The sequence below is a fragment of the Pseudomonas nunensis genome (genome assembly GCF_024296925.1).
Classification (GTDB): Bacteria; Pseudomonadota; Gammaproteobacteria; order Pseudomonadales; family Pseudomonadaceae; genus Aquipseudomonas; species Aquipseudomonas nunensis.
Genome location: NZ_CP101125.1, coordinates 2,986,539 through 3,013,319, shown reverse-complemented (window position 1 = coordinate 3,013,319; position 26,781 = coordinate 2,986,539). Strand labels below are relative to the sequence as shown.

Annotated in this window: 21 protein-coding genes; all 21 read left to right on the top strand. The window is 60.3% G+C overall.

What is annotated here, in order from left to right; all coding sequences use genetic code 11:
* Positions 1 to 28 precede the first annotated feature (28 nt).
* The 21 genes from tssC (at position 29) to NK667_RS12780 (ending at position 26,774) form a co-directional block, all read left to right on the top strand.
* Positions 29 to 1,567 (top strand): type VI secretion system contractile sheath large subunit, encoded by a 1,539-nt coding sequence (gene tssC / locus NK667_RS12880; RefSeq protein WP_054614988.1) that lies wholly within the window; start codon positions 29 to 31, stop codon positions 1,565 to 1,567.
* A 22-nt stretch (positions 1,568 to 1,589) separates the two neighbouring features.
* Positions 1,590 to 2,945, top strand: coding sequence for a type VI secretion system baseplate subunit TssK (gene tssK, locus NK667_RS12875; RefSeq protein WP_054614987.1), 1,356 nt, complete (start codon positions 1,590 to 1,592; stop codon positions 2,943 to 2,945).
* Entirely contained in the window at positions 2,942 to 3,625 is a 684-nt protein-coding gene (gene tssL / locus NK667_RS12870) for a type VI secretion system protein TssL, short form (protein ID WP_054614986.1), read from the top strand. The genes tssK and tssL overlap by 4 nt, the downstream gene beginning before the upstream one ends.
* Before the next feature lie 7 nt (positions 3,626 to 3,632).
* Positions 3,633 to 5,357, top strand: coding sequence for an OmpA family protein (locus NK667_RS12865; RefSeq protein ID WP_054614985.1), 1,725 nt, complete (start codon positions 3,633 to 3,635; stop codon positions 5,355 to 5,357).
* Between the two features lie 21 nt (positions 5,358 to 5,378).
* Positions 5,379 to 5,870 (top strand): Hcp family type VI secretion system effector, encoded by a 492-nt coding sequence (locus NK667_RS12860; protein WP_054614984.1) that lies wholly within the window; start codon positions 5,379 to 5,381, stop codon positions 5,868 to 5,870.
* Between the two features lie 153 nt (positions 5,871 to 6,023).
* Complete coding sequence (gene tssH / locus NK667_RS12855) at positions 6,024 to 8,690, top strand: type VI secretion system ATPase TssH (RefSeq protein WP_054614983.1); 2,667 nt, start codon at positions 6,024 to 6,026, stop codon at positions 8,688 to 8,690.
* A gap of 2 nt (positions 8,691 to 8,692) precedes the next feature.
* Positions 8,693 to 11,089, top strand: a complete 2,397-nt coding sequence (locus tag NK667_RS12850; protein WP_054614982.1) for a type VI secretion system Vgr family protein — start codon at positions 8,693 to 8,695, stop codon at positions 11,087 to 11,089.
* Positions 11,086 to 11,886, top strand: a complete 801-nt coding sequence (locus NK667_RS12845) for a toxin Tle1 chaperone Tla1 (RefSeq protein ID WP_054614981.1) — start codon at positions 11,086 to 11,088, stop codon at positions 11,884 to 11,886. Before NK667_RS12850 ends, NK667_RS12845 begins: the two co-directional genes overlap by 4 nt.
* Complete coding sequence (locus NK667_RS12840) at positions 11,883 to 12,413, top strand: Tli1a family immunity protein (RefSeq protein ID WP_083471320.1); 531 nt, start codon at positions 11,883 to 11,885, stop codon at positions 12,411 to 12,413. The genes NK667_RS12845 and NK667_RS12840 overlap by 4 nt, the downstream gene beginning before the upstream one ends.
* Positions 12,401 to 14,707, top strand: coding sequence for a T6SS phospholipase effector Tle1-like catalytic domain-containing protein (locus NK667_RS12835; RefSeq protein WP_054614979.1), 2,307 nt, complete (start codon positions 12,401 to 12,403; stop codon positions 14,705 to 14,707). The genes NK667_RS12840 and NK667_RS12835 overlap by 13 nt, the downstream gene beginning before the upstream one ends.
* A 37-nt stretch (positions 14,708 to 14,744) precedes the next feature.
* Entirely contained in the window at positions 14,745 to 15,266 is a 522-nt protein-coding gene (locus NK667_RS12830) for a Tli1a family immunity protein (RefSeq protein WP_152980948.1), read from the top strand.
* Between the two features lie 28 nt (positions 15,267 to 15,294).
* Entirely contained in the window at positions 15,295 to 15,552 is a 258-nt protein-coding gene (locus NK667_RS12825) for a PAAR domain-containing protein (protein WP_054614978.1), read from the top strand.
* The gene (locus NK667_RS12820) at positions 15,507 to 16,682 is read left to right on the top strand and encodes a hypothetical protein (protein ID WP_054614977.1); all 1,176 of its coding nucleotides are present in this window, start codon (positions 15,507 to 15,509) and stop codon (positions 16,680 to 16,682) included. The genes NK667_RS12825 and NK667_RS12820 overlap by 46 nt, the downstream gene beginning before the upstream one ends.
* Positions 16,666 to 20,031, top strand: coding sequence for an ImcF-related family protein (locus NK667_RS12815; RefSeq protein WP_236708589.1), 3,366 nt, complete (start codon positions 16,666 to 16,668; stop codon positions 20,029 to 20,031). Before NK667_RS12820 ends, NK667_RS12815 begins: the two co-directional genes overlap by 17 nt.
* Positions 20,028 to 21,614 carry a type VI secretion system protein TssA gene (gene tssA, locus NK667_RS12810; protein WP_054614976.1) on the top strand — a complete coding sequence of 529 codons (1,587 nt, stop codon included), beginning with the start codon at positions 20,028 to 20,030 and terminating at the stop codon, positions 21,612 to 21,614. The genes NK667_RS12815 and tssA overlap by 4 nt, the downstream gene beginning before the upstream one ends.
* A gap of 24 nt (positions 21,615 to 21,638) precedes the next feature.
* Complete coding sequence (gene tssF, locus NK667_RS12805; protein ID WP_054614975.1) at positions 21,639 to 23,408, top strand: type VI secretion system baseplate subunit TssF; 1,770 nt, start codon at positions 21,639 to 21,641, stop codon at positions 23,406 to 23,408.
* Positions 23,372 to 24,469 carry a type VI secretion system baseplate subunit TssG gene (gene tssG / locus NK667_RS12800; protein WP_054614974.1) on the top strand — a complete coding sequence of 366 codons (1,098 nt, stop codon included), beginning with the start codon at positions 23,372 to 23,374 and terminating at the stop codon, positions 24,467 to 24,469. Before tssF ends, tssG begins: the two co-directional genes overlap by 37 nt.
* Positions 24,450 to 24,986: a type VI secretion system lipoprotein TssJ gene (gene tssJ, locus NK667_RS12795; protein WP_054614973.1), complete on the top strand. Its 537-nt coding sequence runs from the start codon at positions 24,450 to 24,452 to the stop codon at positions 24,984 to 24,986. Before tssG ends, tssJ begins: the two co-directional genes overlap by 20 nt.
* 3 nt (positions 24,987 to 24,989) lie before the next feature.
* Positions 24,990 to 25,430, top strand: a complete 441-nt coding sequence (gene tssE, locus NK667_RS12790) for a type VI secretion system baseplate subunit TssE (RefSeq protein ID WP_054614972.1) — start codon at positions 24,990 to 24,992, stop codon at positions 25,428 to 25,430.
* Between the two features lie 23 nt (positions 25,431 to 25,453).
* The gene (locus tag NK667_RS12785) at positions 25,454 to 26,578 is read left to right on the top strand and encodes an OmpA family protein (protein ID WP_054614971.1); all 1,125 of its coding nucleotides are present in this window, start codon (positions 25,454 to 25,456) and stop codon (positions 26,576 to 26,578) included.
* Positions 26,579 to 26,636: 58 nt separating this feature from the next.
* Complete coding sequence (locus NK667_RS12780; RefSeq protein ID WP_236708588.1) at positions 26,637 to 26,774, top strand: hypothetical protein; 138 nt, start codon at positions 26,637 to 26,639, stop codon at positions 26,772 to 26,774.
* Positions 26,775 to 26,781: the final 7 nt, after the last annotated feature.

Genomic DNA, 26,781 nt, shown 5'->3' with positions numbered 1-26,781 from the left:
TACCGGCAGTATCAAGGGAAGTTCAATCATGTCCGTAGAAAATTCCAGCGTGCAATTGCGCGGCGCTACAGTATTGTCTGAAGATCGTAATAGTGTTTATGGTGCCCTGTTCAATAAAATCAATCTAAATCCGGTTGATGAATTGGTAGGTATTGAGGTTTTCCAGAACTCTGAGGCGCTGTCTGATGTTTCGGCTGATGAACGGGTGACAGCAGCCGTTAGTGTGTTGTTGAAACTGCTTAAGCAATCACCGCAAAAGGTCGAGCGCTTGGATAAAGTCCTGCTGGACGAGCATATCGCTTCATTGGATATGCAAATCAGCCGGCAACTGGATGCGGTCATGCACCATCCGGACTTTCAAAGAGTCGAGTCAACCTGGCGCGGCGTGAAATCCCTTATTGATCAGACGGATTTTCGTCAGAACGTGCGTATAGAGCTGTTGGATATCAGCAAGGATCATCTGGTGCAGGACTTCGAGGATGCGCCGGAGATCGCCCAGAGTGGCTTGTATCTTCATACCTACACACAGGATTACGACACCCCCGGTGGCGAGCCAATTGCGGCGGCTATTTCTAACTTCGAATTCGACCGCAGCCCGCAGGATATAGCGCTCCTGCGCAATATTTCGAAGGTGTCCGCAGCCGCCCATATGCCATTTATCGGTTCCGTAGGTCCGGCGTTCTTTGGCAAAGAGTCCATGGAGGAGGTGGCTGCGATCAAGGACATCGGTAACTACTTTGATCGCGCCGAATACATCAAGTGGAAGGCATTCCGTGACAGTGACGATGCACGTTACATCGGTCTGACCATGCCACGGGTCTTGGGCCGCTTGCCCTATGGGCCTGACACTGCTCCCGTGCGCAGCTTCAATTACATTGAAAGCGTTAAGGGGCCGGACCATGACAAATACCTGTGGACCAATGCGTCGTTTGCCTTCGCTGCCAACATGGTCAAGAGCTTCATCGCCAATGGCTGGTGTGTGCAGATTCGTGGGCCGCAGTCGGGTGGCGCCGTCACCGAGTTGCCGATCCATTTGTATGACCTGGGCACTGGCAATCAGGTCAAAATCCCCTCCGAAGTGATGATCCCGGAAACGCGCGAGTTCGAATTCGCCAACCTCGGTTTCATTCCTATCTCGTACTACAAAAATCGCGACTACGCGTGTTTCTTCTCGGCCAACTCCGCTCAGAAACCGGCGCTCTACGACACGGCCGACGCCACTGCCAACAGTCGAATCAACGCACGCCTGCCTTACATCTTTCTGCTCTCACGCATCGCCCATTACCTGAAGCTGATCCAGCGTGAAAATATAGGCACGACCAAGGACCGTCGTTTGCTGGAACTGGAGCTGAACAAATGGATTGGCGGGCTGGTCACCGAAATGACTGATCCGGGCGATGACTTGCAGGCCTCACACCCGCTGCGGGATGCAAAGGTGACGGTCGAAGACATTGAAGACAACCCCGGTTTCTTTCGCGTCAAGTTGTACGCCGTGCCGCACTTCCAGGTCGAGGGAATGGACGTGAACCTGTCGCTGGTTTCGCAGATGCCCAAGGCAAAAGCCTGATTAGTCGTAGGGAAACGATGCCATGAAGATCGATCGTCCTCTATGGGCCGCCGGGGCGTTGCTGTCTCCGCAGCAATTCCAGCAGCAGGCGCGTTGGGAGGCCTGGGCCAACGAACAGCTCGCTCATCTGACCCTGGCGCACCCTTGGGGTGTCCAGGCCTTAGGGTTTGACCTGGAGGCATTGCGGCTGGGCAAACTCAAGGCGACTCAACTGCGTCTGCGAATGCCCGACGGCACGTGGGTCGACACCGAACAGGTGGATCGCCTGCCTTCCGCCTTGGAACTGGCGCAACTGCTGGCAGACGTTGGTCAGGATGTGACAGTGCACTTGGCCTTGCCTCTGGAGCAGGCCAACGGCAACAACTGCCTGTTTGACGGGGGGAGAGCCGATCGGCCGACGCGCTATCGTCAGTCGTGGCGCGAAGTCCAGGACATTTACGCGGACGAAGTCCAATCGATCGGCGTGTTGGAGCATGCGCTAAGCCTGCGTTGGCAGCATGACGACAACGCGGATTACGTGACATGCCCTGTCGCGCGTCTGGTACGGGACGGGCAGGGCGCCTGGAGCCTCGACCCGGCCTATGTGCCGCCGCTGCTGAGTTTCGCTGCACATCCCGGGGTGGTGAATCAGTTAGATAACCTGTTGACGCAGCTATCCACCAAACGCCAGAGGCTCATGGGAATGCGCCGGGAGAGCAATCAGCGCATGGCCGATTTTGCCGTGGCCGATGTGTCGCTGTTCTGGTTGCTCAATGCCTTGAATACCTATCAGCCCGTGTTGGCGAACCTGCGGGAGTTTCCCGAGCGGCACCCCGAGCAGGTCTACCAAGAGTTGATCAAGTTGGCGGGCAGCTTGCTGACGTTCTCTTTGGAGCACGACATCGACAAAGTGCCAAAGTACCGGCACGAGACATTGGAGGCGGTGTTCCCGCCACTGATGCAGACCATTTCTCTGTTGCTGGAAGCCAGTCTACCGTCGCGGGTCATTGCCTTGGCACTGGAGGAGCGTGGGGCCAATCGCTGGCAGGTCACACTGAATGACCCTCGCTTGCGCGAGCGTGAGGGTGCCGATTTCTATCTGTCGGTGCGCTGCCGTCTGCCGGCTGCGCAGTTGCAGGATCAGTTCCCGCGCTTGTGCAAGATCGGCACGCCGGACGATGTCGACTACTTGATCAACGCAGCACTCGACGGTGTCCCGCTGCAGTCCCTCAGCCATGTGCCGGCGGCGATTCCGCTGCGTCTGGAAAATCAATACTTCGCGCTTGATCTCGGTCATTCCAAGGGGCTAGCAGTGCTGGACGCGGGGGTCTTCGCTTTCTACGTTCCAAGCACCTTGCTCGACGTGAAGCTTGAACTGTTTGCGGTGCTGCGCTCATGAACCTCACCGCTTCCAAAGAACAATCCGCAGCGGCCGTGCATATCGATGCGCTGTTGCAGGACACCTACCTGTTAGTGGTTGAGTTACGCCAGGGCGCCTCGGTGCGGCACGACTTGAACCTGTCGCAGTTTTGCGTGGAACAGGTGGACCAAGTGCGGCAGCAGCTTAAGCTGGCGGGCCTGAATCAGCGCAGTATCGATCACATCAGCCATGCGCAATGCGCGTTGCTCGACGAGGTTGTGCTGACCTGCGCCAAAGGTGACGCGCACGGGGACTGGGCCAGCAAACCGTTGCAGGCCAAGTTTTTCAACCGCCATCAGGCGGGTGAATTTCTGTATGAGGATATGCGCGACGTCTTGCGCGAACCCGCGCCGGATCACCAGGTGCTCACGGCATTTCAGCGGGTACTGATGTTGGGTTTTCGCGGTCGTTACAGTGATCTGGCCGACCCCGAGCGTGAGCAATTGTTGGAGGCTCTCAACGCACAAGTGGCACCGCTTAAGGTCGGTCGAGACCTGATAACCCAAGTCGGTGCTGGCGACCTGTTTGCAGGTCTGGCTTGGTTGCGATCACCTTTGATCCATGTGCTGGCAGTGGTTGTGTTGTTTGCGGCGACATGGTGGGCGACGGATCATCTGTTGAGCGGTGCGATCGCCTCGCTCTTGCCGGATCAGGTGTGAGGCCCCGATGACTCTCACACTGAAAAGAGCACTTTGGCTGTGGGCCGGCGCACTGACCTTCGCCTTGCTGGCCATTATTCCGCTCACGGCCTGGATTCGCGCCATCGTGGGGCTGACCACGCTGTGCGGTGTTGTGCTGGGCTGTGCTTTAGCGAGCCGCCAGGCAGCGCATCAACGTGGATCGGTCAGGCTGGTCGATCCCATGACCTTGCCTGTGGCGTCATTTCGTCAGCCGGTCGTACTGACCTGTGGCGATGGTCTGGATGGACTCTTCGGTACGATTCCCGAAGACCGGATTGGCCTGCGTGTGACCGCGCACGGTTGCTATGTGCGGGTGCCGAGCGTGAAGCAACTGGCGGTCGTCACCGATGGCATCCTGGCGTTGCGTCCTGGCTGGGGCGGCCAGCTCGGCGTGATGTTTATGGTCAACCCGGGCGCGCACAGCGACGATGCTGTACTCGCCGGTCATGTACGAGCCTTCCGTCATCAAATGGCCATGGCACGCAAACGCGGAATCGACCTGCCGCTGATGCTGGTGAGTTACCTGCAAACTTTGCAGGGCGCAGAGCCGTGGTTCAGTTGGGACAATGGCCAGGCCAACGCCCGTGTGCGTGATGCGGGTGCTTGTGTCAGTTTGGCTGAGTGGCTGCGGCAAACCTCTGATTCCTGCGCACAAGCCGATCGGATGCACGCCAGCATTCAACTGAACGGTGTTGTGGCCTGGCTGCAAGACGCGGTGTTGCCACACCTCTCTATTCGCAACGCTCGCAGCGCCCATGGTGTGGCCACGGTCTGCGCCGTCAAGCTGGTACCGGCGTTGCCCCATGCCGTGAAGGGGAGCCTGTGGCAGCAATGGTTGCGCAGCAAAGTAGCGCTGGCTGACAACCGGCAGTTCGTTCCAGACGCACTCTTGCCGTTCCCGGACCCTTTACTCAACGTGCTCCCGCTCCGTGCGCAGCGCTCCCCGGTACTGCGCGCAAGCGTCGCTGCATTGTGGTTGTTCGCGATGGCGGGTGTCGTCGCGGTCGCCAGTTCGGCGTGGCAGAACACGCTGTTGGTACGCCAGATCAGTGACGATTTACGCCGTTATGCCGCCATCCCGCACCCCATCCATCGCGAACAGCGCGAGTTTGGTTGGCGTGAAGATGCCGTGACTGTTCTTCGTCAGGACGCCCAGCGTCTGGACGCTTATTACCGCCACGGTGAACCCCTGGCGTTCGGTTTCGGCCTGTATCGCGGCGAGCGCCTGCGCGCACCGTTATTGACGGTGCTGGCCAACCATGTAGAGCCTCCGGAGGCACTGCCCTCGCGGGTAGCCAGCCCCGTGCGACTGGACAGTCTGTCGCTGTTCGCTGTCGGCAGCGCCCAACTTAAGCCTGACTCCACCAAAGTCCTGATCAGTGCGCTGACCGATATCAAGGCACAGCCTGGCTGGCTGATTGTTATCGCGGGGCATACCGATGCCAGCGGAGACGCCGAGAAAAACCTTCGGTTGTCCCACGCCCGAGCCAGCGCCGTGCATGACTGGATGCAGCACATGGGCGGCATTCCCGACAGTTGCTTTGCGGTACAGGGCTTCGGCGCCACCCAGCCGATCGCCAGCAATGACACCGAAGCGGGGCGTGCAACCAATCGCCGCGTTGATATCCGTCTGGTGCCGGAGGTCGGGGCCTGTGCGCTCCCGACCGCTGGGCCGGACAGGCAACCTCCTGTCGCATCCAGCGACATTTAACTTCGAGAAAAGGAGCTTCACATGGCAATTCCCGTTTATCTCTGGCTGCAAGACGACGGCGGTGCGGCCATCAAAGGTTCGGTGGACGTGCAAAAGCGCGAAGGCAGCATCGAAGTAGTCGCCCAGGACCACAGCCTGTACATCCCCACCGACAACAACACCGGCAAGTTGACCGGTACGCGGGTTCACACGCCCTTTCTGTTTTCCAAGGAAATCGACGCATCCAGTCCATACCTCTACAAAGCGGTGACCACTGGCCAGACCCTCAGGAGCGCCGAGTTCAAGTGGTATCGCATCGATGACGCGGGGCAGGAAGTCGAGTACTTCGTCACCAGACTGGAAAACGTCAAGGTGGTGAAAGTCGCGCCGAAAATGCACGACGTCAAAGATCCGAGCAAGGAAAAGCACAACCATCTTGAGCAGATTGAGTTGCGCTACGAGAAGGTCACCTGGACCTACAAGGACGGCAACATCATCCACTCCGACGCCTGGAGCGAGCGCCAAAGCGCTTGATGCGCATCGGCAGCAGGCGAGCGTTCGCCTGCTGATTCCCGGTGTGTTGGGTTGAACGTCCGTTCGCGGGCGTTCAGCCAAACACATCGCGTTTCGACCCGCGACTGGCTTTATCGACGACACACCCAGATCCCAGAACAAGGATGTAACCGCATGGCCCAGAACTCCACGCGCCTGCTTCGCCGCCTCAACCCTTACTGCGCCCAAGCGTTGAGTGCAGCCGCCTCGCTGTGCCAGAACCGCGCGCACGCACAGATCACCATTGAGCACTGGTTACTCAAGTTGCTGGGGCAGGGTGAAGGTGATCTGACCGTAATCGCGCGCCGTTACGAGTGGGACCTGGAGACGCTGTGGCACGGACTGATCGAGCACCTCGATCGTCTGCCACGCAGTGTGCAGAGCAAGCCGCAACTGTCGGATTCGCTGCAGCAACTGATAAAAAATGCCTGGTTGCGAGCCTCGCTGGATGACAACCACGAGAGCCTGCGCTCTGCGCACCTGTTGAGCGCGTTGATGGAGACACCCGGCTTGCTGGTGTGTGAGGCCGCATGGCCATTGCTCAGTCTCGGTGAGGCTCAGTTGCAGCGTCTGTCGGTGTTGCTGGATCAAACCTCCGAAGAACGTCCCGAGGCGCAGTCGTCAGCCGTTTTGGGCAGTGCGGCTGAGCCTTCCGGTGAGCTCGCCATGCTTCCATTCCGGGACCCGAAGGATGATGTGCTGCAGGCGGTGCTGGACAGATTCACCCAGGATCTCACCGCCAAGGCAGCGGAAGGCAAGATCGACCCGGTGTTTGGCCGTGACGACGAAATTCGTCAGGTCATCGATATCCTCAGTCGTCGGCGCAAGAATAATCCGCTCCTGGTGGGCGAGCCAGGAGTTGGCAAAACCGCACTGGTTGAAGGACTGGCATTGCGTATTGCCCAAGGCGCGGTGCCGGACAGTCTGAAGTCAGTCAGTGTGCGCACCCTTGACCTGGGCTTGTTGCAGGCCGGTGCCGGTGTCAAAGGCGAATTCGAACAACGCCTGAAAAACGTGATCAACGCCGTGCAGCAGTCTGAAAAACCGGTGCTGTTGTTTATCGATGAGGCCCATACCCTGATCGGTGCAGGCAACCAGGCCGGGGGTGCTGACGCGGCCAATTTGCTCAAGCCTGCCTTGGCACGTGGCGAGTTGCGCACCATCGCCGCTACCACTTGGGGCGAGTACAAGCAGTATTTCGAGCGTGACGCGGCTTTGGAACGGCGCTTCCAGATGGTCAAGGTTGACGAGCCGGATGACGACAATGCCTGCCTGATGTTGCGCGGTCTGAAGGCGCGCTACGCCAGCCATCATGGTGTTCATATTCAGGATCAAGCGGTGCAGGCGGCTGTCAGCCTATCGCGGCGCTACCTTACGGGCCGTCAATTGCCAGACAAAGCCGTCGATTTACTCGATACAGCCAGTGCACGAGTTCGTATGAGTCTGGACTGCGAACCGCAGGCGTTGGTCCGCCTGAAAGCCCGACAGATCTCCCTGGGGTTGGAGCGGCAGGCATTGGAAGAAGATCAGGCGCTCAGTGGCAGCAGCGCTGACGGACGTCTGGCGATGATCGCGGCGCAAATCGTTGAACTGCAGCGTCAGCAAATCGATTTAGTGCGGCAATACCGGCACGAACTCGACCTGAGCCAGCAATTGCTCGATGCACGCGAGGCGCAACCACCGCAGCGCGATACCTGTGCTCAATTGCAACGACGGCTGGATCATATACAGGGTCATCAACCGTTGCTGTCGTTGGAGGTTAACGCACGTAGTGTGGCCGAAGTGATTGCTGACTGGACCGGTGTGCCGCTGGGCAGTTTGCTCAAGGACGAACAGGCCAATTTGCTGACACTGGAGCAGCAATTAGGGGAGCGCGTCATTGGACAGGCGTCCGCTCTAAGCGCACTGGCTCAGCGCCTGCGTGCAGCCAAAACCGGGCTCACCGATGACAAAGCGCCGCTGGGCGTGTTCTTACTGGTCGGTACCAGCGGTGTCGGTAAAACCGAAACAGCCTTGGCCCTGGCCAACAGCCTGTTTGGTGGCGAAAAATCGCTGATCACCCTCAACTTTTCCGAGTATCAGGAAGCCCACACCGTTAGCCAACTCAAAGGCTCACCGCCCGGATATGTCGGCTATGGCCAGGGCGGCGTGCTGACCGAAGCCGTGCGTCAACGCCCCTACAGTGTTGTGCTGCTCGACGAAGTGGAAAAGGCTCACAGCGACGTCCTCAATCTGTTCTATCAAGTCTTTGATCGCGGTTTTATGCGTGATGGGGAAGGGCGCGAGATCGATTTTCGCAATACCGTCATTCTCATGACTTCCAACCTCGGCAGTGACCTGTTGCAAAGCTGTTTGCAGGATCAACCTGACGCACCGGACAGCGTGCTGCACGAACTGCTGCGGCCGATCCTGCGCGAACACTTCCAACCGGCGTTGCTGGCACGCTTCCAAACGCTGATCTATCGCCCCCTGCAAGCCGACGCTCTCTCGCGCATCGTCGCGATCAAACTCGCTCAGGTCGCCAAGCGCCTGCAGCGCAATTACGGCCTGGATTGCCAGATTGACGACGCGCTGAACGCTGCTTTGGTTGAAGCCTGCCTGTTGCCCGACTCGGGGGCGCGCAACATCGATAGCCTGCTCAATGAGCAGATCCTGCCAGTCCTCAGCCAACAATTGCTTGAGCGTCGGGCGGCGCATCAGCGCACCCAAGGTGTGCGCCTGGGCTACTGCGCCGACGAGGGGATCAGCCTGCATTTCACAGACGCCCAGCACACGGCTCAGCCCGTCGCGGTGGAGGCATGAGTATGTTGAACGGATTGCAGACGTTCTTCGACCACAGCCGGCATACCCTGGGTGTGCGCAACGTCGATGCGCGGCTTGATGTCCTGGCGTTTGAAGGCGAAGAGCGGTTGAGTAAACCCTTCATTTATCGCGTGGAATTCACCTGCACCGAGCGTGACCTGCCCGCCGACAACCTGCTGGGTCAAGACGCCAGTTTCAGCCTGCACGCAGCACCGCAAAAAATGCCGCTCGTTGGGTTGAAGACGCCCGAGGTCAAGCCCCTGCGCACGTTGCATGGCGTCGTCACCGGCTTCAAGCGCCTGTCCGGTTCCAACGACGAAGCCTGTTATGAAATCACTCTGCAACCGCGTCTGGCACTGCTCGATCGCGGCCAACAATTCCGTATCTACCAGCATCAGTCGGTGCCGCAGATCGTCGAAAGCATCCTGCGCAGCCGTCACGGTTTTGAAGGCCAGGACTTCCTCTTCCGTCTGGTGCGTGAGTACCCCAAGCGTGAACAGGTCATGCAATACGGTGAAAGCGACCTGACCTTTATCGCCCGCCTGTTGGCCGAGGTCGGTATCTGGTATCGCTTCACCAGCGACGAGCGCCTGTACATCGATGTCGTCGAGTTTTGCGACGATCAACGCCAGTATCAGTTCAACGTCGAGCTGCCGTATCGCCCGCTGTCCGGACTGAGCAGCAGCGGCGAGGACAGCGTATGGCAATTGCAATCGAACCACCGGGTGGTCGAGCAGCAGGTGCATTTTCGCGCCTACCAGCACCGTGACGCCAGCGCCCACCTGAGCGGGGCGATCGACCAGAGTCGGGGCGCGACGACGACTTACGGCGAGGCCTACCACTACGCCGAACCGTACCGCGTGCTCGGCGACGCCCAGGATCAGGACGAAGACCTGCAAAGCGAAAGCGGTTATTTCTTTGCGCGCCTGCGGCATGAGCGCTACCTCAACGATCAGACGCAGCTGAGCGGCGTCAGCAGCAGCGCCATCCTGACGCCAGGCCAAGTGCTGAAGATTTCCGGCGGCGCGCCAAAGGCTTTCACGCCGGGGGCGGTGATCACCGGTCTGACCACACGGGCCGCCCGCGATCGCAGCTTCGAAGCCAATCTCCAGGCCATGCCTTACTCAGAAACCGTGTGCTTTCGTCCAATCGTGCCGCCCACGCCACAAATCGCCGGCACCGTCCCAGCCCGCGTCACCAGCTCTCAGACGAACGACCCTTACGCCCATATCGATCTGGAAGGACGCTATCGGGTGAAATTCCTGTTTGATCGCGACCGTTGGAAACCCGGCGAAGAAAGCCTCTGGCTGCGCCTGGCCCGACCCTACGCCGGCGACACCCATGGCCTGCACCTGCCGCTGATTCCCGGCACCGAAGTCGCGATTGCCTTCGAACAAGGCGACCCGGACCGGCCCTACATCGCCCACGCTTTGCACGACAGCCAGCACCCGGACCACGTCACCCTGCGCAACGACAAACGCAACGTGCTGCGCACCCCGGCCAACAACAAACTGCGCATGGACGACACGCGGGGGCAGGAGCACGTCAAGCTCAGTACCGAACACAGTGGCAAGAGCCAGTTGAATCTGGGGCATTTGGTGGATGCCGAGCGTAAGAAGCGAGGGGAGGGGTTTGAGCTGCGCACGGATGGTTGGGGCGCGATTCGTGGCGCAAAGGGGGTGTTCATCAGTGCTGATGCCCAGGCCAAGTCTTTGGGTGATGTGCTCGCCATGGCGCCGGTTACCCATCAGATCGAATGTGCAAAACAGCAAATCGCTGATTGGCAAAACATCGCCCCGGCTCACCGCAGTCGCCAGCCGGCTATACACGGCTTGCAACAGTTTCAGGACAACGCCAAAGACCTGAGCGCCGCCGCCATCCTGCTCAGCGCGCCAAAGGGCATCGGCGCGGTGACGCCCGCCAGCCTGCTGCTGAAAAGCGGCGAGGCGCTGTATGTGCAAAGCGACGATGAGATCAACCTGGCCGCCGCCCAACGCCTTTCCATCCACGCGAGTCAGGCCATTTCCCTGCTGGCTCAACAGGAAGGCATGCGGCTGGTGTCCGGCAAAGGTCCCGTGGACATCGAATCCCACGGCGACGCGATGAATCTGATCGCCCAGCATGACATCACCGTGCAGTCCGTACAGGGCCATCTGCAATTGACCGCCAAAAATGGCATCACCCTGGGGTGTGGTGGCGCCTATATCCGTCTTACGCCGCAGGGAGAGATCCAGATTCATGGACCAGGGTTGATCAGCATCAAGGGCCAGCATCGGTTGAATCCTGGAACCAGTGAAGAATTCCCGCTACCAGAATTGCCCGGTTCGGTGTGCAAGGAGTGTCTGAAGAAGGCCCAAACGGCCGCTCAGGGTTTCGTACCCAGGGGCGCGCAAGCATGAGCGCTATTACTCGTGGTGCCTGGATCGAGCTGTTGGAAGTTTCCTGCGCACAAGTGTCCGTCAACTGCCTGGATATCATCATTGATCAGGCCGGCATGGATTTGCCGTTGCTTCCCAGTGTTCTCAGTGTCGAGCCTGCATTGTCCTGGCACTCGTTATTTACCGGTTTGCCGGAGGCCGGTGCCGAAGAGCTGGCGCCGTTGCTCGTGCGTGTCGATCTGGCGCAGCCCCTGCAACGGCTGTGGCTGTTGGGTTTGGCGCAAGCGTTGGATGGTCGCTCACAATTGCTGGTGCTGGCTTCGCACTGGCCTTTCGAGGCCTTGGCTGAACACCTTGGTCGTTGCCTGGAAGCGCGTAATGGCGGGTATCTGGGGTTGTTGCGTTATTACGACCCGCGTCTCTTCCCGTTGCTGTTCAGTCATGTGCTTGACCCCGAACAGCAGCAACGGTTTTTACATCCAGCGGTTTTCTGGAGCTGGCTGGATCGTGACGGTCTTCCGCAACGGCTTTTAGGGGCTCCTGATACGCCCGAGTGGCCCGGCGATTTCATAGCCATCGAGCTGAGCGACAGTCAGCTGGAAACGCTGTCCTGCGCCAGTGATGCCACAGCGGCGATGGTAAGCCTTGCCGATGCATTGCCGTCTGAATGGAGTGCCGAACAACGCTTTCAGGCGTGCTACGCCGGAATGCTCGACGCTACCCAGGCCGAGTTACTACTCATGCCTCAGCGTGAAGCCTACACCCGCGACAAGTTACATCACTTCTGCGCGACTCACCCCAGCGAAGACAGGAAATGAACGTTATGCCCATATCCACGGACGGCAGGTGTCGCATCGCGCTGCTTGGTGCTTTTGCTGGAGTCTTGCTCGTGCAAAGCGCCCAGGCGAGCACGCTTGAAGCGATCAATCACACCCACTGGGCGATCAACCGCTTCAGTGTCGATGGACGCTCGGGGATCGACATCATCGGTCCGTACCAGGGCGGCGGCGGAGGTTGCTGTTACGTCGCGCCATCGCGCTGGCAGCCGGGGATGACGGTGCGTGTTGATTGGGAAGCAGGAGTGGCTTATCCAGATGATTTCCCTGGTTTCGCCGATAGACCCAAGTATCTGGAGTGGGTGAAAAAAAATGATGCGCTAACCGAAAAACACAGCAAAGTAGTCCCCGTCCCGGACTACACCGGCCAAAAAGTCTGCGGCCTCACCGTGCATTTCCTGCCCTGCGATGAGCTCCAGGTCAGCACTTCCTGCTACGCCTACGGTAGCCCGGAATACCCGATCAAAACCCCGCTGCACCTGCCGGAGCCTCAGTCATGTCTGCAATAAAACACGCCAGCGTCTGGCTCCCGCCGCCGTTTCCACTGGAAGGGCGTCTGCCGCGCCGCGCCGCGCAGGTTCAGCAAAATATCCTGCGCCAGTGCGAGCAGGAGCGCGGCTACCACGATGCCCTGTGCCTGGCCACCGGTTACCGGGTCATGCCACCGTGCTGCAAGACCGTGCACATCAGCCTGTTCTTCGACGGCACCGGCAATAACCTGAACAACGACTTGTATCAATCCGATACGCCGCACCCGACCAATATCGCCCGGCTGTTTCGCGCCACGGTCGGTGACGGGCATGCCGGTGGTACCACGCACAGCGAAGGAGCGTCACGTTTGACTGATGCGGCAGGCACCGGCAATGGCCAGTACTTCAAGTACTACATGCCCGGCGTCGGCACGCCATTTGCGGAGGTAGGCGACCTGGATTACACCATTAGCGGGCTGGCTGGCGCCTGGTTCGGCGAAGAGCGGATCAACTGGGGCCTGCTGATGCTCATCGACGCCCTGCGGCGTACGTTGGGTCTGCCGAGGCTGGACAACGCGAGCCTGAAGGCGGCGGTCGAGGCCATGGGCACTGTGTTGGGGACGGAGTGGGCCGTGGGGCGGTCGAACCGTAGCGTTGAGTTTCGCAAGCAACTCAAGGCCATCGAAAAACCATTGCGCCTCGCGCTTGCACAACCCAACCCCGGTACCTCGAAACTGTTGGGCATCAAGCTGTACGTCTATGGGTTTTCCCGTGGCGCGGCAGCGGCGAGAGCCTTTGTGAGCTGGTTGAACGAGCTGATGCGGTACCGGCCATTCCTGAAGCTGGACGATCTGGAAATTCCGCTGAGCGTGGAATATCTGGGCCTGCTGGATACCGTGGCTTCGGTGGGCATCGCCGATATTCTGCCAGGGGCGGACGGCCATATGGCCTGGGCCGATGGTAATCAGGAATTGCCCGGTGGCGGGTTGGTCAAGCGTTGCCTGCATCTGGCGGCGAGCTTTGAGCAGCGGCTGTGTTTTCCGCTGGAGTCGATTCGGCGCGAGAGCGGCAGTTACCCAGTGAACAGCGTGGAAGTGATCTATCCAGGGGTGCACTCGGATCTGGGTGGGGGGTATCCGCCGGGGGATCAGGGGAAGGCCAACGGCGAAAACGATCACTTGTTACTTTCGCAAATTTCTTTGAATGATTTGTATGCCGACGCCTTCGCACACGGTGCACCGTTGAAGGTCCCGAAAAATACTTTACCGATCGGATTGCAGCATGAGCTTTGGCGGGTAATGGCGCCGGAAGTCGTTTTGGAGTTCATTGCTGCGCCAACTTTGGCTACTCGATTTAACGCCTGGCGCCAGACAACGCTAGGCCTGCCCCCCGTTTCGCAACCGCTATCCTCTGAACAGATCGAGCGCTACCAACCCCTGCCATCCACCACCACGCTGGAACACGCCGTGCGTGCGCAGTTGGGCTGGATCACCGCCTGGCGCATTGACCGCTATGCCTTTGCCAGCCTGAAGCAGACCGCATTCTATCGCCAAGCGACCGATACCCAGGCCGATAAAGATGCACGTCAGCAAGCCAAGGACACACGCGACAAAGCACAGAAAGCGGTCGAAAAAAGTCGTCGAGAGCAACTGGCCATCGAACGCGAGGGCCGCGTACCGAAAACCCCGCTGAAACCCGGGGTCAAGGATTTCGATGCCGATATGGCGCAAACCCAACTGCGCGAAGCCGCCGAGGAGTTCGCGGCGGCCTACCGCGACCCCGATCATCTGGCCTCCAACCTGAGCCGGATGCTACCGGCACACCCGCCGCCCGTGGTGGTCTTGCGCATTATTACCGCCGACGCCCGCGTCGAGTGTCGGCAGATGAAAGCAGCAGGCCAGGCCAGGGTAGCCCAGCTGTTTCCACCGCCGCCCGGTTACAGTAATTATCCCGACGACAAGACCCGCGGCCCCGTCGACGAAACCGCCAATGCCACGCAACCGGTAGGGTTGTTGCGCGCGTTGTTTGACGAGCAGGTCCACGACTCCCGCGCGTGGTTTCTTTACAGATTCGGGCGGGAGCCGATGGGCAGCTATTTCCGGGAACGCATGGTGTTCTTCGGCGAGGCCAGCAGACGGGAGCTGGCGCTGAACCATGAAACCCGAGCGATGCTGCTCGCCGCGGGCACGCCACTGCCCGTGTCTGGGCCGGTCGTGGCGGCACGGCCTCCAGTCATGGATGCGCAGCGTTTGGCGGAGGCCCAGCAAGCCATCGAAGCGCACTGGGACGCCTATTACGCCCAGCTCGGCAAGGTGAACGATGCGCGGGGCTGATCCTGTTGTTCGACGACCTGCTTCAGGAGTCAACTCCATGTTCACTCCCATTACGTGTCGCGTGCTGATAGCGGCCCTCTGCACTTTGGTGGGAGCAGCGTTCGTGCAGAGCGCCCAGGCGAGCACGCTTGAAGCGATCAATCACACCCACTGGGCGATCAACCGCTTCAGTGTCGATGGACGCTCGGGGATCGACATCATCGGTCCGTACCAGGGCGGCGGCGGAGGTTGCTGTTACGTCGCGCCATCGCGCTGGCAGCCGGGGATGACGGTGCGTGTTGATTGGGAAACGGGCGCAGGTAGTTCCGAGGATTTTCCAGGCACAGGTGACTGGCCAAAGTTTTTAGCATGGGAAAAAACGATAAAAGCCCAAAAACGCCAGCACAGCAAAGTAGTCCCCGTCCCGGACTACACCGGCCAAAAAGTCTGCGGCCTCACCGTGCATTTCCTGCCCTGCGATGAGCTCCAAGTCACCACTTCCTGCTACGCCTACGGCAGCCCGGAATACCCGATCAAGATCCCGCTGCACTTGCCGGAGCCTCAGTCATGTCCGAAGTGATGTGTGCCCCTTATCTGGAGGAGTGGCGATGAAACAGCTGATCCGTCAGGGAGATTCGCTGGAAGAATTTGGCGGCGAAGTACTGGAGGGCCATTACGAGTGTCATGGACAGCCCATCGCCTGTCAGGGCGACGCCGTACGCTGCAACTTGCATGGGCGGACCAGGATCGCCGAAGGCAGCGATTTATTGCTCATCAACGGTCGCCCAGCGGCGCTGCACGGCCACGCCTGCAAATGCGGATGCACGCTGATCAGTTCAATGTCCGAAACACTGGTGACCTCGTGAAGACTGCGCCTGAGTTTGCCCCCTATCCCGCGGCACAGTCGCCGAAGTACTCGCGCTGGATGGCGGGTGGTGTGGCCGTGCTGGTTTTGCTGAGCGCTGGCAGCGTGGCATTGCGATCGTTCATTGAGCCGCGCATCGCGGTTATTGGTATGGCATTTGCGTTACTGCTGTGGCTGCTGGCCTTGTTGTTGCGCGTGTTGTACTTCCGGCTCAGTCAACATAACGCACAGTGCTATGCCGAGGCGGCGGAGCAAGTACGCCAGGCGTGGTGGCAGTCCCATCGCCAGAAAGCCGCGCTCGTCGAGTCTGTGTTGGTCAGCGCGGTAGCCAGCACTCCAGAGCACGGACTACGGCTGTTCGGCCCGGACCACCTACCGCCGGAGCCTCAGACAATACCCGAAGGACGTGCGATTCGCCTTGGTCATGTGTTCGGGAGTGATGTCGCCGAACGCGAGCGCAATTTAGCGATTTTGCTCGCTCTACAGTGGCACGAACAACGGGTTGAACATTCGGTCGTTCAGCCGTTGCGGTGTTACTGGCTGGGTTCGCTGGAGGCCTGGCAAGCGTTTGTCGAACAAATGGCGCGGTGTTTTGCGCCGCTTCAATTGCCCGAACAGCCCGAGCCCTGGCAGGGCATTCGCAGTCTGGATTCAATCATTGACCAATTGCAGGGCGCTCCCGCGACCGCCCGCATTCTCTGTGCCGGCTGCCAATCCTTGCCTTATAGGCAGGACAGTCGCTTACCGGCCGGGGAAGCAGCGGTGCTCTGGCTATTCGGCCCCGAGGGTGGCGTGCGTTTTTCTCGTGGGGAATGGTTCTCGGCTGATACCGAGAATCTTCCCGCGGTGGCCAAGCGCGTTCTGCAACAGAGCGAACTGGCGGCCCCCGCTGAACTATGCGTGTCGTTCTCTCAGCCGGACCTGGCTGATCTGCCAGTCATCGGCTGGAACACTCGACAGCACGTGCAAGACGCCAACTTTGGCCACCTGGAAAGCCTACAGGCCATGGTCGTACAGACCTTGGCTGCCTGGTACGCCGAGCAGCATCGGGTGCCTTGCGCCTGGTTGGCGAACGATCCTTATCACACTCTGGCCCTTGGAATCGTGGAACCCGATGACTCAAATAGTTGAAGCTTCGAAAATATCCTCCGGGAAGACGGCGTTGTTATTGGCTGTGATCCTGGCGGTGCTGGTTACTGTAGGGGCGGTGGTCTGGTGGTTGTTGATGGAACCTCGGCTCCTCAGTCGTGCTGTGCTGCAAGATGTCCTGCTCAAGGGCGTATTGCTGTGGGCATTGCTGTTCGGTATGGCGCTAGTGACTTGGCAGATTGTCCAGAATGGGGTTCGCAGGTTGGTCATCGGTTCTTGGTTGTCGCCGGTGTCCGCTCCTGACGAACCCGATAAACAGAAAGCCCCGTCAGAGATCATTCGATACTTACGCGCCCGCCACGGCTTCTTCTGGCGCCGCAAAGTCCGCCTATTACTGGTCATCGGCGAACCCACCGAAATCGAAGCCATCGCCCCGACCCTGGCCGAACAATTCTGGCTGGAAGGCCAGGGCACCGTCCTGTTGTGGGGCGGTAGCGCCGAAACGTTGCTGGAACAGCCATTCCTTAAGCAGTGGAGTGGACTAAACCGTGGGCGTGCGCTGGACGGGGTGGTCTGGGCACTGAATAAAACCCAGGCTGCCGATGATGCGGCGATGGGCGAGGGTGTGCGTCAGTTGCAGCGGTTGGCCCGTGGTCTTGGCTGGCAGTTGCCGTTGTATTTATGGCAGGTCTGCGCCAGTGAATGGGCTCAGGACAAACGCAAGGCTCAACCGGTCGGTTGCCTGCTGCCGTCTCGCTTTGATGCGCAGGTGTTGCAAGGCCGCTTGAGTCGTTTGCTGGAGCCTTTGCGCCGTGGGGGGCTGGCGCAGATAAGCGGTGTGTGGGGCCATGATTTCCTGCTGCGCCTGTCTCGGGATTTGCAGGGTGAGGGCATTGACCGCTGGCGTCACACGTTGACGCCCCTGGCCGGTGAGTTTGCCCGTGGCGTGCCGTTGCGTGGGTTGTGGTTCAGCTTGCCTGTGCCGCGCACAATCCATAACTTGAACCATGACTGGCCGGCGGCCTCAGTGTGGAGCGGCGTCCTTGGCGATAACCCCCGCAGTCGTCGCCTGGGCTGGAGCGTTCCGCGCATCGCTTACACGTTGGTGCTAGGGCTGGCAGTGCTGTGGGGGACAGGGCTCTTGCTGTCATTCGTCAGCAACCGCGTACTGATTGCTCAGGTACACACCTCACTTGCAGCGTTGCAGCAACCGCGCAGTAACGACGAGCAACTGAGGGCGCTCTACGATCTGGTGCGTGAACTGGCGCGTCTGGATTATCGCGCCGCGCACAGCGCGCCTTGGTATCAGCGCTTCGGCCTGAATAGAAATCAAGCCCTGCTGGACGCACTGTGGCCGCGTTATGTCGAGGCTAACAATCGCCTGATTCGTGACCCGGCCGCGACTCGCTTGCAGCAGCAACTCAGCGCGCTGCTCAAGCTGTCACCGGACAGCCCGGAACGGGCCGAGCGCGCCCGCGACGCTTACAACCAGCTCAAGGCTTATTTGATGATGGCGCGCCCGGAAAAAACCGATGCCGCGCTTCTGGTCAAGACTCTGAGTGACGCCGAGCCCTCGCGCGAAGGACTGTCGCCGGGGCTCTGGCAAAACCTGTCACCCAATCTGTGGGCGTTTTATGGTGAACATTTGGCCGCGAACCCTGCTTGGCGCATCGAGGCCGACGCGAAGCTGGTCGCGCAAGTCCGACAGGTATTGCTCGGCCAGTTGGGCCAACGTAATGCCGAAGCCAGCCTGTACCAGCAACTGCTCGATGACGCGGCCAATCACTACTCGGACGTGGGTCTGCACCAACTGGTAGGCGACACCGATGCATTGGCGCTGTTTTCCACCGATGCTCGTGTGCCGGGCGTGTTCACCCGCGAGGCCTGGGAAGGTCAGGTGCGCCACGCCATTGATGCGATCGCCGAGGCGCGGCGCGAGGAAATCGACTGGGTACTCAGCGACAAACCCACCGACATCGACACCCGGTTGAGCCCGGACCAGCTCCGCGAACGTCTCACCGAACGCTACTTTCAGGACTACGCCAGCGCCTGGCTGAATCTGCTTAACAGCCTGCGTTGGCAGGAGGCCGGCAGTCTCGATGAGGTGATCGACCAGTTGGCGCTGATGAGCGATGTACGCCAATCCCCGCTGATTGCGCTGATGAATACCCTGGCCTATCAGGGTCAGGCGGGCACCCGGACTCAGGCCTTGGCCGACTCGCTGGTGAAGTCCGCGCAAAAGCTCATCGGGCAGGACAAGGCCCCGGTGATCGACCAACTGACCCACGTGCCGAGCAGTCCGTTGGACGCGACCTTCGGCCCGTTGTTGGCGTTGTTGGGCAAAGGCCCTGAAGGTAAAAACAGCGATGACGGCCTGAGCCTGCAGGCCTTCCTGACCCGGGTGACTCGGGTGCGTCTGAAGTTGCAGCAAGTCAGCACCGCGCCCGATCCGCTGGCGATGACTCAGGCACTGGCACAAACCGTATTTCAAGGTCGCAGGATCGACCTGACCGATACTCAGTCCTACGGCAGCCTGATGGCCGCCAGCCTGGGCGCTGAGTGGGGCGGGGTGGCACAGACGCTTTTTGTACAGCCGCTGGAACAAGCCTGGCAAAGGGTCTTGCAACCGTCCGCCGCTGGGCTCAACAGCCAGTGGCAGCGCTCGATTGTCAGCCATTGGAACGATGCGTTCGCCAGCCGTTACCCTTTTGCGGCCACCGCCAGCGACGCGTCCTTGCCGATGTTGGGGCAGATGATTCGGGCCGATTCCGGGCGCATCGAGCAGTTTTTACAGCGGCAATTGAGCGGCGTGTTGCGCAAGGAGGGCAGCCGTTGGGTGGCCGACCCGCGCCACAGCCAAGGCTTGCGCTTCAACCCGAAATTTCTCGGCGCCATCAACCAGCTCAGCGCCCTGGCCGATGTGCTCTACACCGACGGCGGCGTGGGCCTGAGCTTTGAACTGCAAGGCAAACCGGTGCGCGATGTGGTGCAAACCACCTTCGTCCTCAACGGCGATAAGCATCACTACTTCAACCAGAAGGAAAGCTGGCAGCGCTTCAACTGGCCGGGGCGCAGCGACTATCCCGGTGTGAGCCTGAGCTGGACCAGCGTGCAGGCCAGCGAACGGCTGTTCGGCGACTACCCGGGTACATGGGGCCTGATCCGCCTGTTGGAGAAAGCCCAGGTCACGCCGTTGGACGACGGTGACAGCCGCTACCGCATGGTGCTCAAGGCCCCCGACGGCTTGAACCTGATCTGGCACCTGCGCACTGAGTTGAACGCGGGACCGTTGGCCCTGCTCAAATTAAGGGGCTTCACGTTGCCCCAGCAGATATTTCTCAGCGAGAACGCCGCTGGCGGGCCTTACGCGCAAAAGGAGAGTTTTCAATGAGCCTGCGCACCTTGATCGCCCGTTGCCTGGGAGCGCGCGATGCGCTGTCCGTTGCACGCGAACAGGCCTCCCACTGGCAGCCCTGGTTGCAACCGATCAGCGCAGAGCATCCCGTTGGTGAAGACCCCGGCTACGACGATGACTTTCAGCGTATGCGCGAAGAGGTCAACAAGCTGTCGGGCGCCGATGCCGAGCAGGTTGCGCAATTGGCACAGAAGCTGTTGATCCACAGCTGCAAGGATTTGCGTGTCGCCACCTACTACCTGTGGGCACGCTTGCACAAGGACGGCGAAGCAGGGCTGGCCGATGGCTTGAGCCTGCTGGCGGCGCTGGTCGAGCGCTTCGCCAACGAGGTTCTGCCAACGCGCCCCAACAGCCGCAAGATGGCCCTGGAATGGCTGGCCAGCGGCAAGGTGCTGGACACGCTGTCGTTGTACCCGGAAGTGGTCAAGACTGAGGCCGAGCGTACGGTCTCTGCATTGGCCTTGCTCGAAAATGGGTTGAGTGCGTGGCCGCAGGATCAACGTCCGGCGTTGGGACCGTTGTATGCCGCGTTGTCCGCGAGACTGGCGCAGTCCGGCGGTTTGGACGCGTTGGTGCCGCAGAACATCTCCCGTCATGAGTCGACTGCACAGGTCAGCGCATCGTCGGCAACGGTGATCAAGTCCGGGCGTGACTTGTTGGACAGCGGCCGGGCCTTGGCCGGATATCTGCGTGAGCAACCCGAGGGGTGGTTGGCGGCCCATCGACTGATGAAGAGCTTGCGCTGGGACACAGTGCATCAGGCGCCCCCGCAGGAGGTCAATGGCTACACACGCCTGGCGCCGCCTCGGGCTGACTACCGGGCACAGCTCAAGCGTTTGCACCTGCAACAGAACTGGACCGAATTGATTGAACAGGTCGAGCGGATCTATGCCGAGGGGGTCAACCATTTTTGGCTGGACCTGCAGTGGTATTTGTATCAGGCCTTGAGCAAGCAACCCGCGCCGCAGGAGCGCTGGGCGGATATCGCCAAGCGTGATCTGGGCATGTTCCTTGAGCGGCTGCCGGGTCTTGAGGTGCTGTGCTGGACCGATGGCAGTCCGTTCGCCGACGAGACCACCCGCGAGTGGATTGCCCAGCAGGTCAGCGGCAACCAATCCCGGCAATGGTTGCCCACGCCCTCGGTCGCACTGACCTCGCGCGACGCCGACATCCTGACCCTCGAGGGCGAGGCCCTGGCCCAGGCCGACAGCGACGGCGTGGAGCAGGCGCTGGCCTGGCTAGCCGCACGCCCCGGTATCGACACCGGGCGCCAACGCTGGCTGCTGCGTCTGCTGATGGCGCGTGTCGCCGAACAGTATGGCAAGAGCGACCTCGCTATCCACCTGCTGGGGGAACTGGACGCCACGGCGCAACGCCAGGCCCTGGCCGAGTGGGAGCCGGAGTTGAATTTCGAGGTCAAGGCGCGGCTGCTCAAACTGTTGCGCTTGAAAGCCCAGCGCAACGATGCCGACAAACCCACTCTGGCGCGACGCATGGAAATCTTACTGGCCGCCTTGGTGGCCATCGACCCGGTACGTGCTGCGGTGCTCTGCGGCTGACCCTTATTCATCAGGATTCTTTTTGTGAGCATGGACAATCTGACATTGCGCTACTTCGATGCTGAAATGCGCTACCTGCGCGAGGCCGGTAAGGAGTTCGCGGACGCGTTCCCGGACCGGGCGGCGCAGCTCAACCTGGACAAACCGGGTGCGCAGGACCCCTATGTGGAGCGCCTGTTCGAGGGCTTCGCGTTCCTGATGGGACGGCTGCGCGAAAAACTCGACGATGACCTGCCGGAGTTGACCGAAGGTCTGGTCAGCCTGTTATGGCCGCATTACCTGCGCACCATTCCGTCGCTGTCGGTTGTCGAGCTGATGCCCGAACTTGAGCAGATGAAGCGCAGCGAGTTGGTTGCTCAGGGCTTCGAGGTGCTGTCTCAACCCATTGGGCCGCAACTCACCCGTTGCCGTTACACCACCTCTCAGGATCTGACCCTGCGGCCACTGGCCCTGGCATCGGTAGGGCGGGGCCATGAACCGGATGGCCGCTCGCTGCTGCGCTTGCGCTTCACTTGTGGTGCGTTGACCGACTGGAGCCAGATCGACCTGAGCCGGCTGCCGCTGTACTTGAATGCGGATGCGCCGTTGGCCAGTGCACTGCATCAGGCGCTGACGCTGAATGTGCAAGCGTTGTATGTGCGCTGCCCTGGCCAAACCGAACGTCAGCCATTGACCGGGCATTTTGCGCCTAAGGGATTTGCCGATGAGGACCGGCTGTGGCCCAAGGGTGACAGTGCGTTCAGCGGTTATCAGTTGTTGCTGGAGTACTTCACCTTCCGTGAAAAATTCATGTTCGTGACCCTGTGTGGATTGGAGCAGTTGGAGATTGCGCCCGGCACTCCTTGGTTCGAACTCGAAGTCGTGTTGCGTGAACCCTGGCCGCATACCTTCGATTTGAGTTGCGAGCACATCCGCCTGCACGCCGTGCCGGTGATTAATCTGTTCCCGATGGAAGCCGACCCGCTGACCCTTGCGCCATTGCAAACCGACTACCTGCTGCGTCCCATGCGATTGCAGGATGGCCATACGGAGATCTATTCCGTGGACAGGGTCACGGCCTCGAAGAACGCCGAGCGTCTGGATTACGTGCCGTTCAGCAGCTTTCGCCACAAGGGCGGCATGCTGCGCGACGAGGCTCCTGAGCGTTACTTTCATACGCGCCTAAAACGCGCAGCCAATGGATTGCATGACACCTGGCTGATCCTGGGTGGCGAGGGCTTTGACATGGACCGTCTGCGCGAGCGCGAAAGCCTGTCGTTGCGCTTGACTGGCACTCACGGTCAGTTGCCGCGCAAGGCGCTGCAGAGCACCTTGCTCGATACGGTGGTGCAGTCCACCCAGGCCGGTTTGCGCGTGCGCAATCTGTGTGCGCCGACCCAGCCGTGCTACCCGCCAAACCGCGATCGCTTTCATTGGCGGGTGCTCAGCCATCTGAGCTCGAACTTCCTGCCGATGCTCGACAACGCTGAGGTGTTGCGGGGCACGTTAGCGCTGTACGACTGGACGGGCAGTGAGCTCAACCGTCGTCGCCTGGCGGCCATCGTCGATGTCCGTCATCACCTGATTCAGCGTTTCGAGAAAGGCTTTCTGCTGCGCGGGGTGGATATCGAAATCACCCTGGATGCCAACGGTTTTTCGGGGGAGGGCGATATCAGCCTGTTCGGCGAAATGCTCAATCGCTTCTTTGCGTTGTATGCCGACATTCATTTGTTCACCCAGCTCACGCTGATCCTGCAACCTACTGGAAAGTGCCTGCGATGGAACGAGAAACACAGTCAGCGTATTCCCGGCTGAAAGCTGGCGGTTTGCTGGACGCTTTGCGCAAGCAGGTAGCCGAAGCCAATCTGTATCGCTTTTGTCAGTTGCTGGAGCAGGCCTTGCCCGGTCAGCCGCTCTTGGGCAGCACCGCGAATCCGGCCGATGACGCGGTGCGCTTTCGACCTGATCCGGGCATGGGGTTTCCGGCCGGTGAGTTGAAGGCCATTGAGACCGATGCGGATCACCCGGAACGTCCGGCGACGATACGCACCCGTTTACTCGGGTTGTACGGGGTCGATTCGCCGATGCCCAGCGCGTTTCTGGATGACATCGCGCAGCGCCGGGAAGGGCATGAAGCGTTGGAAGCTTTCCTGGATATTTTCAATCACCGGATCTTCACCCAGTTCTACCGAATCTGGCGCAAGTATTCCTACCCGGCGACGTTCGAAGCTGGGGGCACCGATGCCACTTCGCAATGCCTGCTCGGCCTGATCGGCCTGGGCATTCCCGGCACCGCACGGCACATCGACACGCCGGTTTCGCGTTTTCTGGCGTTGCTCAGTGTCATGCGCCTGCCCACGCGAAATGCTGAAGGCATCGTCGCGCTGGTCAAACTGCTGGCCCCCAACACGCGGGCGCAGGTGACTCCGCATTGGCCGCAGAAGATTGCGCTGGCTCAGCCGGCCAGTCTTTGCGTCAGGCGTCCGGTGAGTTTGTTCCAAGGCACACCGCTGGGCAGCGTCGGCCAGGACGCCAATAGTCAACTGTGCCTGGCGCTGTTTACCGAAGACGCGCAGGAAGCCAGTGGCTGGTTACCCGGTGGCTCGTTGCACAGCGATCTTTTGGGGCTGCTGCGTGTGTACTTGGGGTGGCGGTGCACGGCGAAACTGCAGTTGTCGCTGCCGGTAGGCAGTCTGCCTGCTCCGGTGCTGGGGCAAGTGCCCATTCGGCTCGGTATGACCGGTGTTCTGGGCTTGGGCGGCGATGCCTGGCGGGTAGCGGAGCACGACACCCTCACTATCAACCTGGGTCGTTACCAAGGACTTTCGATTAATGCCCGGAACAGGGAGACACAGCATGTCGCGTACCGTTTTTAATCTACTGATGTTGGCGGCGCTCGCACTGGCGCTCGGTGGCTGTGGGGTGGCCCAGACCGTGGCGGATGGTACGTCATCCACGGCCAGGGCGATCTTCTACAAGCAGGTGAAAACCCTGCACCTCGATTTCAGTGCGCGCACGGCGTTGAACACGGATACCACGGACATGCGCGCACTGTCGGTGCCGACCCTGGTGCGGGTGTACCAGTTGCGCGACAACAAGTCGGTGGAACTGGCGACCTACGACGGTTTGTTGGGGCATGACGATCAACTGCTGGCCAGCGCTTTACTGGACAAGCGCTCGGTGGTGGTGAAACCCGAGGAGGGCGCGCAGTTGAACGTGCCCCTGCACAAGGATGCGCAGTTTGTCACGGTGGTGGCGTTGTTCCGCAGCCCCGATACCCGGATGAACACCTGGCGCCTGACACTGACGCGTGATGACCTGGACCCGGATCGGGCGCGGGTGATCGAGTTGGGGGACAACCGCGTGACCCTGCGGCCCTTGGCGAAGGAGTGACCCATGGCCGAGTACAACCCATCGCTGTACGAAATGCTGCTGCAAAATTTCGAGGGTGAACTGGACCTGCATCGCGTCAGCGAAGAGGACCAGCACGTCCTGTCTGTGCTGGACAATCTGCAGCGCATTCTCAACAGCCGCGCGGGGGCGATCAGCCATCTGCCGGATTATGGGCTACCGGACATGAGCCTGATCCTGCAAGGGTTACCCGCCACCGCCCATGGATTGATCGGCACCATGAGCGGCACCTTGCTCAAGTACGAACCGCGTCTGGCGGCGGTCTCCATCGAGCTGCTGCCCCAGGCGCTGCCGGGACATCTGGTATACGCCCTGGACATGCAATTGAAGGATGGGCGGCGGGTGAGTTTCGGCACCACCCTGGCACCCGAAGGCCGGGTGCTGGTGCGCCACTTGAAACGACAGGACTACCTGTCGAAGTCTTGAACCGATAACGGAAGGGAAGCTGGATGACGGCGTTGTTTGAAATGCGTATTCGAGTCGGCGGCGATCCGCGCGGCTTCGGCGAGTTTATGGCCTTGTGCGATGAGTTGGCCAAACTCAGCCACCCCGCTTGCCCTGATGTGGACTGGGGCAGGGTGGAGCAATGGTGTCTGGCGCTGTTCCAGCAAAACGGGGCGGAACTGCAAACAGTCTGTTTTTACACCTTGGCGCGTGGTCAGCGTTACGGACTGGAAGGCATCACCCAAGGCGTGGTGTTGCTTGAGGCTCTGGGTCGGGAGTGGTCTCGGTTGTGGCCGTTGATGGCGTCGGTGCGCCTGGATCTGCTGGAGTGGTTGTTCGATCAGTTGCAACTGCTGCTGCGCGGCGCACCGATTACGGCACACGGTGTTCCCGCGCTGGTTCAACTGGACACCGAGCTCGCACGTTTGCAGGCGTGTTTGCTTCCTCAACTGTCCAGTCCTCTGCTGACGCTGCAGGCTCTGCGTCACCAGCTCATCAATCTGACCCAGCGACTGGAACAGAGCTACTCCTCGGACCAAAGGGTACTGGTGCCCATCAGGGTGGCGGCTCCGACCTGGGTGACACCTGTGGTGATTCTGCCGCCCCCTGAGGTGGACGCGCGCAGGCCTCAAATGCGCCTGTGGTTGTTCGCCGGGGCGCTACTTGTTGCCTTGGCCGCGGGGTTCGGTTGGCGCACATGGCTGGCAGGTCCAGGCAATGAAGTCCTCATGCCCGAGCCGGTACGCTTGGACAGCCTGTCGCTGTTCGACGCCGGCAGCGCAACGCTGAAGCCTGGCTCGACCAAGGTTCTGGTCAATGCCCTGGTCGGCATCAAAGCCCAGCCGGGATGGTTGATCGTGATCGCCGGGCATACCGATGCGAAAGGGACAGCCGAACAGAACCTGGCCCTGTCCCACGCCCGCGCTTCAGCCGTGCGGGACTGGATGCAGGGCATGGGCGACATTGCCGACAATTGCTTTGCGGTGCAGGGCTTTGCGGCCAATCAACCGATTGCCAGTAATGAGACTGAGGTTGGGCGCTCGGTTAATCGGCGGGTGGATATCCATTTGGTGCCGCAGGTGGGGGCTTGTGAGCAGGTGGATTTGGTGGAGGGGGATCGCCAGTCGTGATGAATGGCCGGTATCAACAATTTGAAGAATGATCGAATGTGCAAATTAAGGCGATTAAATGAGCTTTTTTACGGAAGAAGAAGAGACTTCCCTGGCGATCAAAAAGATGATTTTACATGTCGTCGGCGGCAAGAGTTTCGAGGCAATGCCCGAGCGTGGCCTTGAGGAAGAAAGTTTTTTCACAGGGAAATACTAGAGACAGC

Bases quoted from the DNA above. Each gene is read 5' to 3' on its own strand.
- tssC (WP_054614988.1), top strand. From the start codon at position 29: ATGTCCGTAGAAAATTCCAGCGTGCAATTGCGCGGCGCTACAGTATTG.
- tssK (WP_054614987.1), top strand. From the start codon at position 1,590: ATGAAGATCGATCGTCCTCTATGGGCCGCCGGGGCGTTGCTGTCTCCG.
- tssL (WP_054614986.1), top strand. From the start codon at position 2,942: ATGAACCTCACCGCTTCCAAAGAACAATCCGCAGCGGCCGTGCATATC.
- NK667_RS12865 (WP_054614985.1), top strand. From the start codon at position 3,633: ATGACTCTCACACTGAAAAGAGCACTTTGGCTGTGGGCCGGCGCACTG.
- NK667_RS12860 (WP_054614984.1), top strand. From the start codon at position 5,379: ATGGCAATTCCCGTTTATCTCTGGCTGCAAGACGACGGCGGTGCGGCC.
- tssH (WP_054614983.1), top strand. From the start codon at position 6,024: ATGGCCCAGAACTCCACGCGCCTGCTTCGCCGCCTCAACCCTTACTGC.
- NK667_RS12850 (WP_054614982.1), top strand. From the start codon at position 8,693: ATGTTGAACGGATTGCAGACGTTCTTCGACCACAGCCGGCATACCCTG.
- NK667_RS12845 (WP_054614981.1), top strand. From the start codon at position 11,086: ATGAGCGCTATTACTCGTGGTGCCTGGATCGAGCTGTTGGAAGTTTCC.
- NK667_RS12840 (WP_083471320.1), top strand. From the start codon at position 11,883: ATGAACGTTATGCCCATATCCACGGACGGCAGGTGTCGCATCGCGCTG.
- NK667_RS12835 (WP_054614979.1), top strand. From the start codon at position 12,401: ATGTCTGCAATAAAACACGCCAGCGTCTGGCTCCCGCCGCCGTTTCCA.
- NK667_RS12830 (WP_152980948.1), top strand. From the start codon at position 14,745: ATGTTCACTCCCATTACGTGTCGCGTGCTGATAGCGGCCCTCTGCACT.
- NK667_RS12825 (WP_054614978.1), top strand. From the start codon at position 15,295: ATGAAACAGCTGATCCGTCAGGGAGATTCGCTGGAAGAATTTGGCGGC.
- NK667_RS12820 (WP_054614977.1), top strand. From the start codon at position 15,507: ATGCACGCTGATCAGTTCAATGTCCGAAACACTGGTGACCTCGTGAAG.
- NK667_RS12815 (WP_236708589.1), top strand. From the start codon at position 16,666: ATGACTCAAATAGTTGAAGCTTCGAAAATATCCTCCGGGAAGACGGCG.
- tssA (WP_054614976.1), top strand. From the start codon at position 20,028: ATGAGCCTGCGCACCTTGATCGCCCGTTGCCTGGGAGCGCGCGATGCG.
- tssG (WP_054614974.1), top strand. From the start codon at position 23,372: ATGGAACGAGAAACACAGTCAGCGTATTCCCGGCTGAAAGCTGGCGGT.
- tssJ (WP_054614973.1), top strand. From the start codon at position 24,450: ATGTCGCGTACCGTTTTTAATCTACTGATGTTGGCGGCGCTCGCACTG.
- tssE (WP_054614972.1), top strand. From the start codon at position 24,990: ATGGCCGAGTACAACCCATCGCTGTACGAAATGCTGCTGCAAAATTTC.
- NK667_RS12785 (WP_054614971.1), top strand. From the start codon at position 25,454: ATGACGGCGTTGTTTGAAATGCGTATTCGAGTCGGCGGCGATCCGCGC.
- NK667_RS12780 (WP_236708588.1), top strand. From the start codon at position 26,637: ATGAGCTTTTTTACGGAAGAAGAAGAGACTTCCCTGGCGATCAAAAAG.